The organism is Pedobacter frigoris (genome assembly GCF_032678645.1).
In the GTDB taxonomy this organism is placed as follows: Bacteria; Bacteroidota; Bacteroidia; order Sphingobacteriales; family Sphingobacteriaceae; genus Pedobacter; species Pedobacter frigoris_A.
This window is the reverse complement of sequence record NZ_JAVTSP010000002.1, coordinates 976445-995521: the sequence shown is the minus strand read 5'-3', so window position 1 is coordinate 995521 and position 19077 is coordinate 976445. Positions and strand designations below refer to the sequence as shown.

Here is a 19077-nt window from a genome sequence, read left to right as displayed (position 1 = left end):
CATAACATGCTATATTTCAGTAAGAAAAATTCAACAACAAAAGCAAACAAACCAACAACCATACTTGTATGAGCTATAACAACTACCCATCCCCCAACCTTTGTTTATCAATTCTACCTTCTCAACATACTACCAGCTTCACACTTTGTACACACTTCACACACAAATAACCCACAAACAAATACCTTTTTCTGTAGCAATTGTATGCAATGTCTGTATTATATGACTATAATGTTATATATAAATACAGCATCTATAATACCCAAAAGCACTTTCTACACTTCATGAAATGATATAAAAGCCAAGAGCCCTTGTAATATATTACAAGGGCTCTTTATTAATCCTGCGCTAAAAAGCGTTATTAATGCTAATACTGTCCGGTCGACAACAATACCAAAGTACAGGCCTCAACAGGCTCAATTGCATTTTCACGAAGCAGGTTTTCCAGCTCTTCATTCTCTGTCCCGGGGTTAAAAACTACACGTTTTGGTTTGGTTTCCAATATATAGTCATAGTATTGGTCCTGCAATTGCGGGCCTATATATAAGGTTACGGTATGAATGTCATCATGTATCTGTCCGGGTTTCTCTATCGCTATTCCCGCAACCTCGCCGTTTTTTATACCTACATTAACTATAGCATGGCCCTTAGACTTGAGCATATGAGCTGCCTTATAGGAATATCGCATAGGATTCGGGCTTGCACCTATTATCAATGTCTTCTTCATCTGCATAAATCTAGTTTTTCAATAAACAACAATCTGAAGCTAAATCTGTTTAACTAAACTTCAAGACTGCATCTGCACAATTTACCCCATCGATTGCTGCAGAAACAATGCCTCCTGCATAACCCGCGCCTTCAGCACAAGGGAACAAGCCTTTTACCTGTGGGTGCTGATAGGTATCCCTATCTCTCGGTATACGTACTGGAGACGAGCTCCTGCTCTCTACACCGACAAGGATTGCCTCATTGGTATAATACCCATTCATCTTTTTGCCAAACACCGGAAGTGCATTCTTTAGACTCGAAGCCACAAAATCTGGCAAGGTATCTTTCAGCGTCACACTTTTTGTCCCTGGCAAATAAGAGTTCTTTGGCAAATCTATAGACAAACGGCCTTCTACAAAATCTACCATACGTTGCGCAGGCGCCACAAGGTTACCTCCTCCAAGTCTGAATGCTGTTTTTTCTATTTCTGCCTGAAAATGCATCATCCTCAGCGGATCATCTCCTTTTACATCTTCCAGGGTGATTTGCACCACAGTACCTGAATTGGCAAAAGGGTTATTTCTTTTTGACGGAGACCAACCGTTCACTACAATTTCGTCTTTATGAGTTGCGCATGGTGCGATGATGCCTCCCGGACACATACAAAAAGAAAATACACCCCTGCTGCCCACTTGTTCTACCAGACTGTAATAGGCTGGGGGCAAAAATTCACTTCTAATGTCGCAATGGTACTGAGCGGCATCGATGATTGCCTGAGGATGTTCTATCCGGACACCAAGTGCAAATGGTTTTGCTTCCACCAGGATATTTCTTTGATGCAGTAATTCATAAATATCACGGGCAGAATGTCCTGTAGCTAATATAACTGCATCGACAAGCAATTTTTCTTCGCCGTTTACCACGACACCTTTTATTTTTCCAAAATCGACCAATATATCAGTCACCTTTTGATCAAACCTCACTTCGCCACCTGCATTTAGAATGGTTTCCCGGATGGCTGTAATGATATGCGGAAGTTTATTGGTGCCGATGTGTGGTCTTGCATCTACCAATATATCATCAGTAGCTCCATGCTGCACAAAAACCTGCAGCACCTTATTTATATCTCCGCGTTTGTTCGAACGCGTGTATAATTTACCGTCAGAGTAGGTTCCCGCCCCTCCTTCGCCGTAGCAATAATTTGATTCTGTATTTACAATACCTTCTTTATTGATCGCAGCGAGATCGCGCCTGCGCTGCTTCACATCCTTTCCGCGTTCCAGCACAATGGGTTTAAAACCGTTTTCTATACATTGAAGGGCTGCAAATAATCCAGCCGGACCAGCACCTACTATAATTACATGTTTGGCATCGCTAACGCTTGGGTAGTTGACTACAAAAGTCTCGGCAGGTACAGTTTCATCTATGTAAACTTTAACTTGTAGTCTGTAAATTACTTTCCTGGATCTGGCATCAATAGATCTTTTGAGAATTTTATAGCCCTTTATCTTTGATACATCGATTCTTAAAGCAACTGAAAGTGCCTTTTTTATGTGAGACTCTTCTCCTACAAGTTCTGGTGCGAGGGTTATTTCGATATCTTTTTGCATAGTTTCCGTCAGGTTTTTATCCTGAAGCGCTACAAAGGTACAAAAGTAAAAAGAAGTAGTCTAAATGTTATCTGCCAATTCGCTGAGCTGGATTGCTCAGAAGCCTTTTGCATAGATTAGAAGTTGCTAGTGATTAGTAGATTTAATAACGTTTTCGACAGTCAATGAAAGAGCAGCTGCAAATTTGTATCCCAAAGGTTTGCACCGAGAATTGGATTAGAATGTTTCCCGAGACGGAAGGCAAATATTGTTTAGACTTTAAAAGAATTATTCGCTTTTAGCGATTTTTCTCATGGCCTCTGGTAATTACAGTTAATGACTGTTTCTGGCAGTCCCATATCGATGCATATTTTTCAGATACCACTATATGGTTCTTCCAGTTTGCAGTTTTGCCGTAAAGCATTAATGTACAGATATCTGTTGCAGTGATGAAATCGCCAGTTTCAGGGAGATGACTATGGGTAGTTTCTGCAAGTTCTCCTGTGTAATTGACAGGAATGATATTTTTATGGAGACGCTTGATGTTTAGCAGCTGGCTTGATCTGTCAAAATTCAATAAGTAGTCATTCCCAAATACTACTACGCCGTTTATAGTCGGTGCTGTTAACACGTATACTTTTTTATCTTCGTTACTCACCAAAGGTATAACGTTGAGGTTAGTGTTGTTATACATTTTAAAGATAGTATCTGTTTTTATGGCTCTTAGTGCTGCTTGCCGGATCGTAAATAATTCAAGTTCTGTAGGTGTGAAATTTCTTTGAGAAGTATCAACTTTTACGGAATTAACATTATAGCTCGCGTCAAAAATAAAAGTAATCAATGGTGCCGGGATTTCTTTTCTATCGAAAAACACACATTTGTTTTGTTCACCATCAGAATATGAAAAATACCCGCCTGCGCCGGCTGCTTTAGACTTGAATCTCGCCTGCAGCACGTCTGTACCATACCAGGAGGCCATTTCTGAATGGTACAACAGCCTACCCTCTGCAATGATGGAAGCTGTTTTTTCGTCCAGGTCTTGTGATTTTGCCGTAAGGTTAAGGCAAAAGATAAAAATTAAGAGCGTTGATAATTTCATACCAGTTTTTATAACCAGCAATTTAACGATTTTTTTCAAATAGATCAGTAATCCCAATAAATCTACATTGTTATCTGATTCAGGCCAAATCAACTTTTTACTCCCTAAATCCTACATCCTCCTTTTCCACATACCGTAACCCGATTGTAATTTCCAGCTTCTTTTAAATAAATCTTGTCAGGTTTTTATATTGAATTGTAACAAAGGCACAGAAGTTGAGTTCTAATGCGTAAATTAACACTTGTATAAAAACAACAAATAAGAACAACATGAAAAAGGTAGTATTAGCTGTAGTAGCAATCTTAGTTTTACTTGTAGTCGTAAGTGGTTGCGGCTATAATAATCTGGTTAAACTGGACGAAGATGTAAAAACCAAATGGGCACAGGTAGAAACACAATATCAGCGCCGCTCGGATTTGATCCCAAATCTTGTGAGCACAGTTAAAGGAGCTGCAAAATTTGAGCAGACTACATTGACGCAGGTGATAGAAGCTCGTTCTAAAGCGAGTCAGATTACCATAGACCCTGATAAATTGACAGAAGAGAACATGCAAAAATATCAGGCAGCACAAGGTCAGCTTAGCCAGGCACTTGGTAAATTGATGGTATTGACAGAGAATTACCCTGAATTAAAAGCAACTCAGCAGTTCAGTGAATTATCTGCTCAGCTGGAAGGCACAGAGAACAGAATTACAGTAGCCCGCAAGGATTTTAATGAGTCTGTACAGGTTTACAATACAAAAGTAAGGTCATTCCCTAATAATCTTACAGCAGGTTTATTTGGATTCAGCCAGAAAGCGGCATTTAAAGCTGATGCTGGCGCTCAGAATGCACCTAAAGTAGAATTCTAATCCAAGTAATCCAATCATGGGTCTATTTACAGAACAAGAACAGGAACAAATCTCACATGCAATTGCAGAAGCTGAAAAAGCTACTTCAGGTGAGATCAGAATAGCTATAGATAAATATTGTAAAGGAGATGCATTTGAAAAGGCTACATCTTATTTTACGAAATTGGACATGGATAAAACATCCAGGCACAATGGGGTATTGATCTATCTTGCACATGCAGACCATAAATTCGCAATCATCGGCGACAGTGGCATCAATAAGGTAGTGCCCCCTGATTTTTGGGAGATGACTAAAGTGGCCATGAAAGCTCATTTTGCTTCCGGAAATCTCGCACAGGGAATTATAGCAGGTGTTGTACTGGCCGGAGAAAAACTGGCCATGTATTTTCCTTCACAAAATGACGATATCAATGAGCTGCCAAATGATATCATTTTCATGGATCAGCACCAAAATAAGTAGATGATGAAGAGACTAATTATATTGTTATTATTCATTGCTACTTGTTTTTCTGCATTCTCGCAAGATTTTCCTGCAAAACCGGACAAACTTGTAAATGATTATACCAATACACTTTCAGCTGATCAAATTGCTCAACTTGAGCAGAAACTCGTGGCATTTGACGACTCCACCTCTACTCAGATCTCTATAGCTATCGTCAAGTCTGTCGGCGATTATGACATCAACGAATATACACTTCAATTGGGTAGAAATTGGGGAGTTGGACAAGGAGGGAAGAACAATGGGATTATGATCGTTGTTGCACTGGGTGACAGGAAAATTTCTATTCAGACAGGATATGGGCTGGAAGGGGTACTCCCCGACATTTATGCGAAGCGCATTATTGAAAATGACATTAAGCCTTATTTCAAATCCGGCGATTATTTTGGCGGACTGAACTCAGGAACTGATGCCATTATTAAATATACCAAAGGCGAGTATAAAAACGAACAGCCAAAGGCTAAGCGTCAGGGTGGTGGCACTTCAAGCGTGGCCATCATCATCATTATTATTATAGTGATCATCATCATACTCAGAAGAGGTGGCGGTGGTGGTGGAGGCCAGGTTATTGGCAGTCGTGGAGTTGCGGATGCACTGTTCTGGAGCATGTTGCTCGGCGGTGGCCGGGGTTCCGGTGGCGGCGGAGGCGGCTGGGGAGGTGGAAGCAGCGGAGGAGGATTCGGCGGCTTTGGCGGCGGTAGTTTTGGTGGTGGAGGTAGCAGCGGAAGCTGGTAATTTAGTTATTGCAAGAAACAGATATGGAAATACAAAAATGGCAAAGGCTCTCCTCCAAATACCTGGTTAGGGAAAAGTGGGCGACTTTGCGTGTAGATACCTGTGATTTACAAAACGGGAGGATTAAAGATGACTATTATGTTCTGGAATATCCAAACTGGGTAAATGCCATTGCGTTGACCCAGGATCATAAAATCATCCTGGTCCGTCAATATCGCCACGCAGGAGATATTGTGTCTCTTGAAGTCCCGGGCGGTGTGATTGATGGCGATGAATTACCGGAAACTGCCATCAAAAGAGAATTGCTTGAAGAGACAGGTTATACGTTTGAAAGGGCAGAACTCATCGCTACCCTCTATCCTAATCCCGCGACAGCAAATAATGTGACTTATACTTATCTGTTACGGGGAGGTATTAAAACAGATGATCAGCACCTGGATGAGCATGAAATCCTGAACGTGGAGGAATATACTATTGAGGAAGTGAAACAGTTGCTTATTGATAATAAGATTGATCAGGCGCTGCATTCTGCAGCACTATTCTATGGATTGATGAAATTAGGGGTGCTGCAGTAAAGCCTTCTTACAACAAGCAAAAGGCCTGTAAGTTTTACTTACAGGCCTTTTGCTTGTATAAAATGAGTATTAGCTCATCTTCAATTTCTTTTGAATGTCGTGTACATAACCTTTGAATTTCTTATCCGTATCGATCAGATCTTCTACGGTCTGGCATGCATAGATTACGGTAGAGTGGTCTCTTCCGCCAAAGAAAGCGCCAATTGTTTTTAGGGATGATTTGGTATGGCTTTTAGAAAGGTACATGGAAATCTGACGTGCCTGTACGATTTCGCGTTTGCGTGTCTGTGATTTAACCATGTCAACAGGTACTTCAAAATACTCACATACCAGTTTTTGAATGTACTCCATTGATATTTCCTTCGAAGTATTTTTGATGAAGTTCTTCAGCATTTGTTTTGCCAAAGCAAGATCGATGTCCTTTTTATTTAAGGTAGACTGAGCTAGTAACGAAACCATCGCCCCTTCCAGCTCACGCACATTGTTGTCTATATTGTGCGCCACGTATTCAACAACCTCTGCAGGCAGTTCAATACCATCAGCATACATCTTCTTTCTAAGGATTGCAATTCTTGTTTCCAGATCAGGGATTTGAAGGTCAGCTGAAAGGCCCCACTTGAATCTGCTCAATAATCTTTCCTCTAAGCCCGCAAGATCTTTTGGTGCTTTATCAGACGACAAGATCACTTGTTTGCCTGATTGATGCAGGTGATTAAAGATGTGGAAGAATATATCCTGTGTTTTTTCTTTGCCGGCAAAATTGTGCACATCATCCATGATGATTACATCCATTGCCTGGTAGAAATTAACGAAATCGTTAATTGTATTATTCTTCAATGAGTCTACAAACTGCTGACAGAATTTTTCACAGGAAACATAGATCACCAGTTTATCCGGCATGTTTCTTTTGATCTCATTACCTATCGCTTGAGCAAGGTGGGTTTTACCCAAACCTACACCCCCATAAATCATGAGCGGATTGAATGAGGTACCTCCCGGTTTAGCAGCTACAGCATAACCCGCAGAACGAGCCAGACGGTTGCAATCTCCTTCAATGTAATTGTCAAATGTATAATTGGAATTTAACTGCGGATCAACATTAAGCTTTTTTAATCCCGGAATGATAAATGGATTCTTAATGTCTTTATTAATAGAAACCGGAATCGGCATTGATTGATTCTTTGCCTCTGCTCCATTGCCATTACTTGGCATGTTTGTAGTATATGGATTACCTGTGTTTGAAGACTTATCTACAACAATGTTGTATTCGAGCCGGCCTTCATCGCCTAGCTGCTTCTTTACAGTCTTTCGGAGTAACCCTACATAGTGTTCTTCCAACCACTCATAAAAGAATAAACTAGGCACCTGGATGGTTAAAACTTTGCCTTCCAATTTTAGAGCAGATATAGGCTCGAACCAAGTCTTGAAACTTTGGGTCGGGATGTTATCTTTTATGATTTGGAGACAGTTTTTCCACACTTCGGTACAAGTTTTTTCCATTGTTATTCTATAATTTGTTGGTTTACAGTGACGATACGAGCACAAAAAAACTGCTGTTTCGAGAGATCGAATATTCAAAAAATTATCAACAAAAAAAACTTAATTTTCATTTATTTGGTAAGTGCTTAGACAGCAGTAGCATACCCCTGTTAACCTGAATTTTTTGTGTTGATAACTATTTATTAACATCCTTTTTAATATTCTCCAAAAACACTACGGAGTGTATCGGCTATCTCTCCAAGAGTGGCATAAACCTCCACTGCAGCCAAAATAAAGGGCATTAAGTTGTCTGTTCCTCCCGCCGCAAGCTTTAGTTCTGCGAGTGCTTTTTCTACCGCAACCCCGTCTCTTTCAGCTTTTAACCTATTCAGCTTATCGGTTTGTATGGTACGTATTGATTCATCGATGGTAAAGACCTCATTGATACCCTCCTGTTCCTGCGTAAACTTGTTAACACCAACGATGATCCTGCTGGCCTGTTCTACCTCTATCTGGTACCGATAAGAAGCATCGGCAATTTCATTCTGGATGTATCCATTTTCAATTGCATTTACCGATCCTCCCATCGCATCTATCTTATCTATATACAACTGTGCGGCTGCTTCAATTTCGTCGGTAAGCGTCTCTACAAAATAAGACCCTGCAAGCGGGTCTACCGTATCAGTAACTCCGCTTTCAAAAGCGATCACCTGCTGGGTACGCAAGGCAATTTTTGCTGCTGCCTCTGTTGGCAATGACAGTGCTTCGTCATAACCGTTTGTATGCAGAGACTGTGTACCTCCCAATACAGCAGCCATCGCCTGATTTGTAACCCGGATTACATTGTTTAACGGCTGCTGCGCAGTAAGTGTTGAGCCCCCGGTTTGGGTATGAAACCGCAGCATCTGTGCTTTTTCATCAGTAGCCCCGAGCTCCTTTGTGATTTTTGCCCACATCCTCCTGGCTGCCCTGAATTTGGCAATCTCTTCAAAGAAATTGTTATGGCAGTTGAAAAAGAAAGAAAGGCGCTTGGCAAACACATTAATATCCAATCCTTTCTCCAGCGCTGCATTTAAATAAGCCTTCCCGTTGGCCAGCGTAAAAGCCAGCTCCTGAACTGCTGTTGATCCCGCCTCTCTAATATGATATCCGGAAATAGAGATGGTATTCCACTTGGACACTTCTTTACTGCAGTATTCGAAGATATCCGTAATGATGCGCATAGATGGCTTAGGTGGATATATATAGGTCCCCCTAGCCGCGTACTCCTTTAATATATCATTCTGGATGGTTCCGGAAATCTGTTTGATATCTGCTCCCTGCTTTTTTGCCAGGGCGATGTACATAGCGAGCAAAATAGATGCAGTAGCATTGATCGTCATGGACGTAGTAATTTTCTGCAGTTCTATTCCATCAAAGAGGATCTCAATGTCTTTTAATGAATCAATAGCCACACCTACTTTACCTACTTCACCTTCAGACATTTCATGGTCAGAGTCATACCCAATCTGCGTAGGCAGATCGAAAGCTACCGAAAGCCCCATTGTCCCCTGATTCAACAGGTAATGATACCTTTTATTTGATTCTTCAGCAGTTGAAAATCCGGCATACTGCCTCATAGTCCATAGCCGGCCACGATACATATCTTTTTGTATACCCCTTGTGAAAGGGAATTCACCCGGAGTCTCTGTCAATGGCTTTGCACTGGTATAGATCTCCTTGATCTCTATACCCGAGGTAGTTGTAATCTTCTTTTCGCTCATGACTAAAATAATTGCTGAATGTCTTTTTTTATCAGACCTTGCGTGAGGTCATAAGGGTTATCTGAAATCTCAGCCATATGCTGAAGCACTTTCTTACTGAGGTCTACCCCCTCGGCTCCTTCTGGCAATGATTTTGCCGCATTACTCACCATAGCCAATGTATCGTCTTTCAATTTGCATATCACAGCCCATGTAGTCGGGCTTACATACAATTGCTGGGCAACGTTATGCTGAAATTCTGACCTGATCTCATTCAGTACTAAAGACTGAAGTGCAGCCAAAGGAATTCCCTGTTGATGCAACCTGACAAAAAGATTGGCAGGATTAATCCGTTCTATAAAAAGAATCAGTCTTTCATGTGCCTGCAACCTCAACGGCAGCATTTGCAAACGTTCTTCTTTATGATCTGCCGCAGCAACGGAAGGTATCTGTGCCGGCAATGGTTTTATCATTTCCCTGATTTCATTCTTAAAAAGATAAAACCCAGCTGAGATGGCGATGATACCTCCGGTTGCAGACACAGCTACTGCTGTTAAAAAGCCTTCTATATTCATTCAGTTTGTTTATAAACGGTAATAATTAAGTGTTAGTCCAAGCAAAAATGTACAATTTATTTATATTTACCCCACAAAACGATTATTTACCTCACAGCAGGTTTAAATCGATGTAAATTCCTAATTTTAAAGACCATGAGTAATACAGTTGATACAGCATTTGCACCCGTAACCTTTACAGAAGGGGCACTTAGAGAGCTTTTCAAATTAAAAGACCAGCAGGAAATTTCTGATGACTTTGGATTGCGTGTAGGAGTTGAGGGCGGTGGTTGTTCAGGCATGAACTATGTGCTTGGATTTGACCAAAAGAAAGAAGGTGACCAGGAGTTTATTATAGATGGCATTAAAGTTTTCATGCACAAAGCACACCAGATGTACCTTTTAGGTATGCAGGTAGACTGGCAGGATGGACTAAATTCAAGGGGTTTTACATTTAGTAATCCAAATGCCGCCAGTACTTGTGGTTGCGGAACCAGTTTTTCAGTTTAACACCAGTTTTTTGTAACATTATAGCAGGTCTCGTTGTCTTAACAACGGGACTTTTTATTTTTATCCTATTAAGACTTATTTTTCTCTATAATGACCTATACCGAAAATGTAAAACTTGCGCTGCAATCCATAAAAAGCAATCGCTTACGTACCATGCTTACCGCATTGATCATCGCAATTGGCTTGTCTGCATTAGTAGGTATCCTGACCACCCTCGATGCGGTCAAGAAGAGCATGACTGAGACATTCTCCAGTATGGGAGCCAATTCTTTTACGATTAGAAACAGGGGTATGGGCATCCGTGTTGGCGGCGGGGGAAAAAGACCTAAGCCTTTTAGATCCGTTAAATATGAAGATGCAGTTACCTTTAAGGAAAGATTAAATACACCAGCATCTGTTGCAATCAGTGTTTTTGCAAGCGGCGGAGCTACAGCTAAGTATTCAGGAGAAAAAACAAACCCTAACATTGGCATCCAGGGAATAGATGAAAATGGACTCAAATCTCAGGGGCTTGACCTGGTTCTGGGTAGAAATTTTACTCCTTCTGAAATTCAGTCAGCCAACAACATTTGTATCATAGGAAGCGAGATCAAGGATAAACTTTTCAAGAAAGAATCTCCCCTCGATAAGATCATCAACGTAGGCAATAGCCGTTTAAAAGTGATAGGTGTACTGGCCTCAAAAGGACAGAGCATGGGATTTAGTGGCGACAGGGCTGTTTTTATCCCTTTATTAAAAGCCAAACTGATCAATTCGAACGCCAATCCTTCTTATACCATCACCGTTATGGTTCCAAATAATGACCAAATGGACAATATTATTGGTGAAGCTACCGCAGAGTTTAGAAATATCCGTAAGGTCAAAATCACTGAGCCAAACAATTTTGAGATCACAAAGAGTGATGCTATGGCACAAACGCTTTTTGAAAACCTAAAATATATAGTTATGGGAGGTATCGCCATTGGCGCAATCACCCTGATAGGTGCATCTATCGGCTTAATGAACATCATGCTCGTATCGGTCACCGAAAGAACACGTGAGATTGGCATCCGCAAAGCAATTGGTGCTAACCCCGCTGTGATCAGGAAGCAATTTCTTATAGAAGCTGTAATCATTTGTTTAATGGGAGGGGCTTTTGGGATTTTCCTTGGAATCTCTCTGGGCAACCTCATTTCACTTGCCATGAGTGGCTCATTTATTATCCCATGGGACTGGATTTTTGGGGGATTTGCCTTATGTGTGCTGGTTGGAATTGTTTCGGGTTACTACCCTGCCAAGAAAGCTTCAAAATTAGATCCTGTAGAAGCTCTGAGATATGAATAGAAAAAGGCGTTAAGTTAAACTTAACGCCTTTTTCCAGTTTATCTTCCCTGATATTGATTTTCATAATAGGCCTGGTAATTTCCTGAAGTCACATTACTCAGCCACTCCTCATTTTCAAGGTACCAGTCAACTGTCTTTTCAAGCCCCTCTTCAAATTGTAAGCTCGGTACCCAGTCCAGTTCCCGTTGCAGTTTCGTCGAATCGATCGCATAGCGCAGATCATGGCCCGCTCTATCCGTAACAAAGGTAATCAGCTTAGCAGATTCACCCTGTTCCCTCCCCAGTTTCTTATCCATAATATTGCAAAGCAAATGAATCAGATCGATATTCTTCCATTCATTGTGTCCACCGATATTGTAGGTCTGTCCACTCTTAGCCTGATGGAAGATCACATCGATTGCCCTTGCATGATCCTCTACCCATAGCCAGTCCCTCACATTCTCACCCTTGCCGTAAACAGGTACAGACTGGTTGTTTTTAATGTTATTGATCGCCAGCGGAATCAGTTTCTCAGGAAAATGATTAGCGCCATAGTTATTAGAACAGTTTGAAATCACAATATCAAGTCCGTAAGTATCGTGATAGGCCCTTACAAAATGATCTGAGGAAGCTTTAGACGCAGAATATGGACTATGCGGGTCATAAGCAGTACTTTCAGTAAACATACCTGTTTCACCAAGAGCGCCGTATACCTCATCCGTAGATACGTGATAAAACCTCTTCTGAGCATAATCCCCTTTCCAGAATTCCCTGGCTGCATTCAGGAGATTCACCGTCCCGATTACGTTGGTCATCACAAAAGCACTCGGATCAATGATCGACCTGTCTACATGCGACTCCGCAGCCAGATGGATTACTGCATCAAAGTTCTCCTTTTGAAAAAGCTGGTTAATGGCTCCGGCATCTGTAATATCTGCTTTTACAAAGCGATAGTTTGGTTTGTCCTCAATATCTGTCAGGTTGGCCAGATTCCCTGCATAAGTAAGCTTATCAAGGTTTACAATCTGATAATCAGGATAATTGTTTACAAATCTCCTCACAACATGGGAACCGATAAAACCAGCACCCCCAGTGATTAATATTTTCTTCATAACTATAATTCTTTAGGCAACCCCAACTCTTCCGCTACAGCAGCTGTTTTATTCTTATATATTTTTGTTAGTACCTCATTGAGACCCGCTCTCAAATCAAACTGAATATCCTCATGCAATTTTGTGTATTTACCCAATACGGATAGGGCAGATTTCACAAAGTATACATTCAGCTTCTCATTAAATTTATGCATTGGAGAAAAGATCCCTTCGGTAAATGCGATCGGAAGATTACTCAATAAATGGATTCGGAGTTCTATTTCTGTCAGCACATCCTTTGTAACTTTAAAATGGTGACTGATCATTCCGTTTAACTTTCGCATCCGGAGCATTGCATCTTTCGAGACCAGCTTTTTGCCAGACCTTAAATCGTCAATACTTTCATCAATGACCGAATGTAGTTTTTGATGTCTTTGAACAAGATCACCTTCATCTTCAAGTAATTTAAAATGAAGGTGCTCTGTCAGTACTTTATCTTTAGCGATTAATCTGAGCAAAAGTTTATCCTTTTCCTTTTCAGGAAGGGATCTGATCTCCATTTTTAGATCCTTATGCTCACTTAGCAGCATTGCTTAAAACGGATTGTCTTTTAAGTATTTTTCCCAGTTCCATGCAGAAAGCATCATTTCTGAAATACCCAGTTCCGCTTTCCATCCAAGGTCTTTTGCCGCTTTAGAAACATCCCCCCAAACTTTTTCTATATCACCCTCTCTTCTTGCACCAATGGTGTAGTTCAGCTTCTGTCCCGTGGATTGTTCGAATGCATCAATGATCTGAAGCACTGTAGATCCTTTTCCGGTTCCAAGGTTAAATACCTCATAATTTGATTCCGCTTTACCGCTCTCCAATCTCTTAATCGCTGCAACGTGAGCCTTTGCCAAATCAACAACATGAATATAATCTCTGATTGCACTACCGTCTACAGTATCGTAATCATTACCGTAAACTGTAATAGCTCCGCGTTTCCCTATCGCAGACTGCGTGATAAACGGAACAAGGTTTTGAGGTACTCCTATCGGCAATTCACCGATTAAAGCAGTATGGTGAGCCCCAACCGGGTTAAAATAGCGCAAAGAAGTTACTTTCAAATCAGGTGTTACTGCACAGGTCTCTTCCAGTATTTCTTCAGCAATCTGCTTAGTATTACCATAAGGAGATTCTGCTTTTTTTGTAGGTGCAGCTTCTGTTACAGGTAAAATATCCGGCTGACCATATACAGTACAAGATGAAGAGAACACCAATTTCACATTACTGTTAAATGCAGTAATCAGATTGATCAGCGAATAAAAGTTGTTCCTGTAATATTTCAAAGGATTTTGGACTGATTCTCCTACTGCTTTAAAAGCTGCGAAATGTATCACTCCAGCTATGTCAGTGTGCTTTGAAACAAATTCCTTTACTTTCGCCTCATCACAAAGATCAAGCTCAACGAATTCAGGTCTTATTCCTATTATTGTTTCTAATTGCTGAAGTATTTTCGGATTAGAATTAGACAGATCATCTACGATCACTACTTCATAACCAGCATTGTGTAATTCTACTACTGTATGTGAACCAATAAAGCCGGTTCCTCCTGTTACTAATATTTTAGGCATTCTTTTTTTAACGATTATATGTGGTAAAATCTTTGTGTTCTTTATTAAACAGCGCTTCTTTAGGTAGTGATTTAAAGTAATCATAGGTGATTTTCAAACCTTCCGCCCTGCTTACTTTAGGCTCCCAGCCAAGTATTTCCCGTGCCTTGGTAATGTCTGGTCTGCGTTGCTTTGGATCGTCTACAGGCAAATCTCTTAGCACAAGTTTCTGACTTGTACCTGTCAACTTGATAATTTCCTCTCCAAATTGTTTGATAGTAATTTCATCAGGGTTTCCAATATTCACCGGTTGTGCATAATCACTCAGCAACAAACGATAAATACCTTCAATCAAATCATCCACATAGCAGAATGACCTGGTTTGCGAACCGTCACCGAAAACAGTCAGGTCCTCTCCCCTTAATGCCTGGCCAATAAATGCAGGCAAAACACGTCCGTCATTCAGGCGCATTCGCGGTCCGTAGGTATTAAATATCCTTATAATCCTGGTTTCTACACCATGAAAAGTATGGTACGCCATCGTCATGGCTTCCTGAAAGCGTTTGGCTTCATCATAAACTCCACGAGGACCGACAGGGTTTACATTACCCCAATATTCTTCGGGCTGAGGGTTTACGCTTGGATCTCCATAAACTTCAGAAGTGGAAGCAATCAGCATTCTTGCATTTTTATGCTTTGCCAGTCCTAATAAGTTATGTGTACCAAGAGAGCCGACCTTTAAAGTCTGGATCGGAATCTTCAGGTAATCAATAGGGCTTGCCGGCGATGCAAAGTGCAGGATATAGTCCAGCTTACCTGAGACATAAACAAATTTTGAGACATCATGATGAGCAAATTCAAAGTTTTCCAATCCAAACAAGTGCTCAATATTCTGCAGATCTCCGGTAATCAGATTATCCATACCAATTACATGATAGTTTTCCTTGATAAACCTATCACACAGGTGCGACCCTAAAAAACCTGCTGCGCCGGTTATTAATACTCTTTTACGTTCCATTAGATGATAAGCTTACGGCCAACACTATTATAATAATAACCCAAATCGATCATTTTCTGCAGATCATACAAATTACGTCCATCGAAAATAACCTTATTGCTCAGGGACTCTTCCATTTTATCAAAGTCAGGATTTCTAAATACCGACCATTCTGTAGCGATCAGCAATGCATCAGCATCCTTTAGCGCATCATATTGATTGCTTGCATAGCTGATTTTATCCCCAAGCAGAGTCTTCACATTCTCCATTCCTTCCGGGTCAAAAGCTGTTACCGTAGCCCCATGTTTAATCAGGTCATCAATAATGTATAATGCAGGTGCCTCTCTGATATCATCAGTTTCTGGTTTAAAAGCCAAACCCCATAGGGCGAAATGTTTGCCTTTTAAATCACCTTTATAATATTTCAAAAGCTTATCTACCAGTATGGTTTTCTGCCTTTCATTCACTTCCATTACAGCTTTCAGAATCTGAAAATCATAGCTGTTTTCATCAGCCGACTTGGCCAGTGCCTGAACATCCTTAGGGAAACAACTTCCTCCATAACCTATACCAGGGAATAAGAAACGTTTACCGATACGGTCATCAGATCCAATACCTTTACGTACTGCATCCACATCTGCACCAACGATCTCGCATAAATTAGCGATCTCGTTCATGAAAGTGATTTTAGTAGCTAAAAATGAATTAGCAGCATATTTGGTAAGTTCAGAAGAACGTTCATCCATAAATAAGATAGGATTTCCCTGTCTTACATAGGGACCGTACAATTCTGCCATCAGCTTCTTTGCACGTTCGCTCTTTGTTCCTATAACTACCCTGTCAGGCTTCATAAAATCATCTACTGCTACTCCCTCACGTAAAAACTCAGGGTTAGAAACCACATCTATCTCCACCGAAGTATGTTCTTTAAAAACTGCCTGTACCTTATCGGCAGTACCTACAGGCACTGTAGATTTATTTACAATTACCTTATAGTCTGTCACCAGCTTAGAGATATCCTTTGCAGCTCCGAGTATATAGGAAAGATCCGCAGCTCCATCTCCTCCGGGAGGAGTTGGCAGCGCCATAAAAATGATCTGTGCATCTTTGATTCCTGCAGCAAGATCTGTTGTAAAAGTCAGCCTGTCCTGTGCAATATTCCTGTGGAATAAAACATCAAGTCCTGGCTCATAAATAGGGATCTCTCCCTCCTGCATTTTCTGAACTTTGGCTGCATTCACATCCACACAAATCACGGTATTGCCTGTTTCAGCCAAACAAGTACCGGTAACTAAACCTACATATCCTGTTCCTATTACGGCTATCTTCATCTTTTATATTGTTTTATTTTTTAAGGGCAATGAAACGATCATAGCGCATAAACACTACTTTTGCAAGTACTAACGATGATGTTTCATAGATTAATCCCGTTTTAATTTTATTAAGCTATCTTCGGCTAAGATAAGAAATAAACATACAAAATGCTTTTGCTTTATAATATAGGAATTCAATTTTATGGGATTGTGGTCAGGATCTTTTCTATGTTCAACAGTAAGGCCGCATTTTTTATAAAAGGCAGGACAAATATCTTTGAAAAAATCCGAACTCAATTGGATGCTTCTTCCTCTTATATCTGGTTTCATTTTGCTTCCTTGGGCGAATTTGAACAAGGAAGGCCTGTACTTGAAGCTATAAAAGACAAATACCCGCAAAAGCGGATCGTCATCACTTTCTTCTCGCCTTCAGGCTATGAAATCAGAAAAAATTACGCCCTTGCAGATGGCATTTTTTACCTTCCTCTGGATACCCCTTCAAATGCAAAAAAACTCATCGCTTTATTCAATCCCGAACTGGCGGTTTTTACGAAATATGAATATTGGTTTCACTACTTTAAAGTTTTAAATGACCGCAACATTCCAATATTTATTATTTCTGGAATATTCAGGCCAAAACAGGTTTTTTTTAAATGGTATGGTAGATTTAACAGGAAGATCCTCAGTTATGTCAATCACTTCTTTGTTCAAAACCAGGAAAGCCTGGAGTTGCTAAACAATATTGGTATAAGGAATGCAAGTATCAGCGGCGATACAAGATTTGACAGGGTATCCCAAAATGCTGCTGAACTAAAGAGCATACCGTCCATTGAAAATTTCTGTGGCACATCGAAGGTATTTATTGCAGGAAGCACATGGCCTGCTGATGAACAATTACTTAGCAGGCTAATTGTAAAGAATGCAGATTGGAAATTCATCATTGCTCCTCATGAGATTGACAATGCTCACATCTTTGAAATACAAAAGCTTATTCCAAATGCGATCAGATATACAGAAATATTATCCAATCCCAAAGAATCCCAGGTCCTAATCATAGATAACATTGGCATGCTATCTTCGATTTACAGATATGGCAATATCGCATATATCGGAGGTGGTTTCGGCGTAGGTATACACAACACACTTGAAGCAGCCGCGTTTGGAATACCTGTTATATTCGGCCCTAAATACGACAAGTTTCTGGAAGCGAAAGACCTCATTTCTATAGGCGCTGCATCTTCTATAAGTAACTTTGAAGAGCTGACTGATGCTTTTAAAAAGCTTAGTGGAAATGATTCGGGGGACAGGGCCAGAAAATATGTTATGTCTAAAACAGGATCAACTGACCAAATCTTAAAGTATATTTCTAAATATTTCTAGGCCTTAGCCATATCAACCAAAGCAGTTATAAACTTAGGATTATCGTTTAAGCTTTCCACGAGCTGTACATGCTCCCCACCCAGTTCTTTAAACTCCTCGTGATATTCTACGGTAATCTCATACAGGGTTTCCAGACAATCTGCAACAAAAGCAGGACTAAATACCAGCAAACGTTTTTTGCCTTCTCCTGCAAGTTTCTTCAGCACATCTGTAGTATAAGGCTGTACCCATGGCTCCTTACCTAATCTCGATTGAAAACAAACTGTATAGTCTTCTCTTTTGATGTTCAATTTTTCAGCAATCAGCCTGGCGGTATCATGTCCCTGAGCCGAATAGCAAAATTTGTTGGTATCATTTATCGTATCACAACAGTTGTCCTTTTTCAGACAATAGTGCCCGGTATGATCACATTTTAGCAGCTGACGCTCCGGCAAACCATGAAAACTAAACAATACATGATCATAAGTCTCGGGTTGATATTTCTTCGCGTTATCAGCGAAAGTCTCAATCATCAGTTCGTTGTCGTGGAAAGAATTAACGAAGGTAACGGGTGGTATTGTGGCCCACTTGCTCACAATTTCCATCACACTTTGAATCACAGAACCTGTACTCGCTGATGCATACTGAGGAAACATAGGGATCACCTTAATACTCTCCACAAGACCTGCTTTCATCTTTTCCAAGGCAGAAAGGATGGATGGATTTTGATAGCGCATCGCCAGTTCTACATGGTAGTCATCCCCCAGTTGTTCCTGAACAAGTGCTATTTGTATTTTACTGAAATAAAGCAAAGGGGAGCCATTCTCATCCCAGATTTCTTTATACAGTTTAGAAGTTTTAGGACTACGAAAAGGAACAATTATCCCTTTTACAAGTAAAGTACGTTTCAGGGCATTCACATCAATCACCCTTTCGTCCATCAGAAACTGATCGAGATATTTACGTACATCGCCTACCTCCGGACTATCCGGAGTTCCTAAATTCACTAATAATATACCCTTTTTTCCCATTATGGCGCGAAATTAACTGATTATAATCTTGTATCCTCCTACAAAAAA

Annotated in this window: 19 protein-coding genes; 7 read left to right on the top strand and 12 right to left on the bottom strand. The window is 40.6% G+C overall.

Going from position 1 to position 19077, the window contains the following annotated elements; translation table 11 throughout:
- Nucleotides 1-367: 367 nt before the first annotated feature.
- The 3 genes from R2Q78_RS10605 to R2Q78_RS10595 all read right to left on the bottom strand — a co-directional run bounded on the left by R2Q78_RS10605 (nt 368) and on the right by R2Q78_RS10595 (nt 3396).
- The gene (locus R2Q78_RS10605; RefSeq protein WP_316791560.1) at nt 368-727 is read right to left on the bottom strand and encodes a CoA-binding protein; all 360 of its coding nucleotides are present in this window, start codon (nt 725-727) and stop codon (nt 368-370) included.
- A gap of 49 nt (nt 728-776) precedes the next feature.
- A complete protein-coding gene (locus R2Q78_RS10600) occupies nt 777-2318 on the bottom strand; it encodes an NAD(P)/FAD-dependent oxidoreductase (protein WP_316791559.1) in 1542 nt (513 codons plus the stop codon).
- A gap of 277 nt (nt 2319-2595) precedes the next feature.
- A complete protein-coding gene (locus tag R2Q78_RS10595) occupies nt 2596-3396 on the bottom strand; it encodes a hypothetical protein (RefSeq protein ID WP_316791557.1) in 801 nt (266 codons plus the stop codon).
- Nucleotides 3397-3665: 269 nt separating this feature from the next.
- Between R2Q78_RS10595 and R2Q78_RS10590 the strand changes: the two genes are divergently transcribed.
- Genes R2Q78_RS10590 through R2Q78_RS10575 form a run of 4 tightly spaced genes read left to right on the top strand, consistent with a single transcriptional unit; the run spans nt 3666 to nt 6056 of the window.
- Nucleotides 3666-4247, top strand: coding sequence for a LemA family protein (locus R2Q78_RS10590; RefSeq protein ID WP_316791555.1), 582 nt, complete (start codon nt 3666-3668; stop codon nt 4245-4247).
- Between the two features lie 16 nt (nt 4248-4263).
- Nucleotides 4264-4707, top strand: a complete 444-nt coding sequence (locus tag R2Q78_RS10585; protein WP_316791553.1) for a TPM domain-containing protein — start codon at nt 4264-4266, stop codon at nt 4705-4707.
- Between the two features lie 3 nt (nt 4708-4710).
- Nucleotides 4711-5481 (top strand): TPM domain-containing protein, encoded by a 771-nt coding sequence (locus R2Q78_RS10580; RefSeq protein WP_410478487.1) that lies wholly within the window; start codon nt 4711-4713, stop codon nt 5479-5481.
- Between the two features lie 23 nt (nt 5482-5504).
- A complete protein-coding gene (locus R2Q78_RS10575; RefSeq protein WP_316791549.1) occupies nt 5505-6056 on the top strand; it encodes an NUDIX hydrolase in 552 nt (183 codons plus the stop codon).
- Between the two features lie 69 nt (nt 6057-6125).
- Here the strand turns inward: R2Q78_RS10575 and dnaA are convergent, their stop codons facing one another.
- From dnaA to R2Q78_RS10560, 3 genes are all read right to left on the bottom strand, one after another.
- Nucleotides 6126-7556, bottom strand: coding sequence for a chromosomal replication initiator protein DnaA (gene dnaA / locus R2Q78_RS10570; RefSeq protein ID WP_136837908.1), 1431 nt, complete (start codon nt 7554-7556; stop codon nt 6126-6128).
- A gap of 194 nt (nt 7557-7750) precedes the next feature.
- Nucleotides 7751-9298, bottom strand: a complete 1548-nt coding sequence (locus tag R2Q78_RS10565) for a methylmalonyl-CoA mutase (protein ID WP_316791546.1) — start codon at nt 9296-9298, stop codon at nt 7751-7753.
- A 2-nt stretch (nt 9299-9300) separates the two neighbouring features.
- Nucleotides 9301-9852: a hypothetical protein gene (locus R2Q78_RS10560; protein ID WP_316791544.1), complete on the bottom strand. Its 552-nt coding sequence runs from the start codon at nt 9850-9852 to the stop codon at nt 9301-9303.
- A 135-nt stretch (nt 9853-9987) separates the two neighbouring features.
- Between R2Q78_RS10560 and R2Q78_RS10555 the strand changes: the two genes are divergently transcribed.
- Both R2Q78_RS10555 and R2Q78_RS10550 read left to right on the top strand, forming a co-directional pair.
- Entirely contained in the window at nt 9988-10341 is a 354-nt protein-coding gene (locus R2Q78_RS10555) for an iron-sulfur cluster assembly accessory protein (protein WP_316791542.1), read from the top strand.
- Nucleotides 10342-10431: 90 nt separating this feature from the next.
- On the top strand, nt 10432-11664 hold the full coding sequence (locus R2Q78_RS10550) for an ABC transporter permease (protein ID WP_316791540.1): 1233 nt from the start codon (nt 10432-10434) through the stop codon (nt 11662-11664).
- A 38-nt stretch (nt 11665-11702) separates the two neighbouring features.
- Here R2Q78_RS10550 and rfbB read toward each other — a convergent pair whose 3' ends face one another.
- From rfbB to R2Q78_RS10525, 5 genes are read right to left on the bottom strand one after another with little or no spacing between them, the layout of a single operon-like run.
- On the bottom strand, nt 11703-12755 hold the full coding sequence (rfbB, locus tag R2Q78_RS10545; RefSeq protein WP_316791538.1) for a dTDP-glucose 4,6-dehydratase: 1053 nt from the start codon (nt 12753-12755) through the stop codon (nt 11703-11705).
- A 2-nt stretch (nt 12756-12757) separates the two neighbouring features.
- Nucleotides 12758-13294, bottom strand: coding sequence for a hypothetical protein (locus R2Q78_RS10540; protein ID WP_316791536.1), 537 nt, complete (start codon nt 13292-13294; stop codon nt 12758-12760).
- 33 nt (nt 13295-13327) lie between these two features.
- A complete protein-coding gene (gene galE, locus R2Q78_RS10535) occupies nt 13328-14350 on the bottom strand; it encodes a UDP-glucose 4-epimerase GalE (protein ID WP_316791534.1) in 1023 nt (340 codons plus the stop codon).
- Nucleotides 14351-14357: 7 nt separating this feature from the next.
- Nucleotides 14358-15347, bottom strand: coding sequence for a UDP-glucuronic acid decarboxylase family protein (locus R2Q78_RS10530; protein WP_316791532.1), 990 nt, complete (start codon nt 15345-15347; stop codon nt 14358-14360).
- Nucleotides 15347-16657: a UDP-glucose/GDP-mannose dehydrogenase family protein gene (locus R2Q78_RS10525; protein ID WP_316791531.1), complete on the bottom strand. Its 1311-nt coding sequence runs from the start codon at nt 16655-16657 to the stop codon at nt 15347-15349. The genes R2Q78_RS10530 and R2Q78_RS10525 overlap by 1 nt, the downstream gene beginning before the upstream one ends.
- 150 nt (nt 16658-16807) lie before the next feature.
- On the opposite strand from R2Q78_RS10525, the gene R2Q78_RS10520 reads away from it, so the two are divergent.
- Entirely contained in the window at nt 16808-18019 is a 1212-nt protein-coding gene (locus R2Q78_RS10520; protein ID WP_316791528.1) for a 3-deoxy-D-manno-octulosonic acid transferase, read from the top strand.
- Here the strand turns inward: R2Q78_RS10520 and hemH are convergent.
- Complete coding sequence (gene hemH / locus R2Q78_RS10515; protein ID WP_316791526.1) at nt 18016-19029, bottom strand: ferrochelatase; 1014 nt, start codon at nt 19027-19029, stop codon at nt 18016-18018. The two genes, R2Q78_RS10520 and hemH, sit on opposite strands and share 4 nt — an antisense overlap.
- Nucleotides 19030-19077: the final 48 nt, after the last annotated feature.

Bases quoted from the DNA above. Each gene is read 5' to 3' on its own strand.
- R2Q78_RS10605 (WP_316791560.1), bottom strand. From the start codon at position 727: ATGAAGAAGACATTGATAATAGGTGCAAGCCCGAATCCTATGCGATAT.
- R2Q78_RS10600 (WP_316791559.1), bottom strand. From the start codon at position 2,318: ATGCAAAAAGATATCGAAATAACCCTCGCACCAGAACTTGTAGGAGAA.
- R2Q78_RS10595 (WP_316791557.1), bottom strand. From the start codon at position 3,396: ATGAAATTATCAACGCTCTTAATTTTTATCTTTTGCCTTAACCTTACG.
- R2Q78_RS10590 (WP_316791555.1), top strand. From the start codon at position 3,666: ATGAAAAAGGTAGTATTAGCTGTAGTAGCAATCTTAGTTTTACTTGTA.
- R2Q78_RS10585 (WP_316791553.1), top strand. From the start codon at position 4,264: ATGGGTCTATTTACAGAACAAGAACAGGAACAAATCTCACATGCAATT.
- R2Q78_RS10580 (WP_410478487.1), top strand. From the start codon at position 4,711: ATGAAGAGACTAATTATATTGTTATTATTCATTGCTACTTGTTTTTCT.
- R2Q78_RS10575 (WP_316791549.1), top strand. From the start codon at position 5,505: ATGGAAATACAAAAATGGCAAAGGCTCTCCTCCAAATACCTGGTTAGG.
- dnaA (WP_136837908.1), bottom strand. From the start codon at position 7,556: ATGGAAAAAACTTGTACCGAAGTGTGGAAAAACTGTCTCCAAATCATA.
- R2Q78_RS10565 (WP_316791546.1), bottom strand. From the start codon at position 9,298: ATGAGCGAAAAGAAGATTACAACTACCTCGGGTATAGAGATCAAGGAG.
- R2Q78_RS10560 (WP_316791544.1), bottom strand. From the start codon at position 9,852: ATGAATATAGAAGGCTTTTTAACAGCAGTAGCTGTGTCTGCAACCGGA.
- R2Q78_RS10555 (WP_316791542.1), top strand. From the start codon at position 9,988: ATGAGTAATACAGTTGATACAGCATTTGCACCCGTAACCTTTACAGAA.
- R2Q78_RS10550 (WP_316791540.1), top strand. From the start codon at position 10,432: ATGACCTATACCGAAAATGTAAAACTTGCGCTGCAATCCATAAAAAGC.
- rfbB (WP_316791538.1), bottom strand. From the start codon at position 12,755: ATGAAGAAAATATTAATCACTGGGGGTGCTGGTTTTATCGGTTCCCAT.
- R2Q78_RS10540 (WP_316791536.1), bottom strand. From the start codon at position 13,294: ATGGAGATCAGATCCCTTCCTGAAAAGGAAAAGGATAAACTTTTGCTC.
- galE (WP_316791534.1), bottom strand. From the start codon at position 14,350: ATGCCTAAAATATTAGTAACAGGAGGAACCGGCTTTATTGGTTCACAT.
- R2Q78_RS10530 (WP_316791532.1), bottom strand. From the start codon at position 15,347: ATGGAACGTAAAAGAGTATTAATAACCGGCGCAGCAGGTTTTTTAGGG.
- R2Q78_RS10525 (WP_316791531.1), bottom strand. From the start codon at position 16,657: ATGAAGATAGCCGTAATAGGAACAGGATATGTAGGTTTAGTTACCGGT.
- R2Q78_RS10520 (WP_316791528.1), top strand. From the start codon at position 16,808: ATGCTTTTGCTTTATAATATAGGAATTCAATTTTATGGGATTGTGGTC.
- hemH (WP_316791526.1), bottom strand. From the start codon at position 19,029: ATGGGAAAAAAGGGTATATTATTAGTGAATTTAGGAACTCCGGATAGT.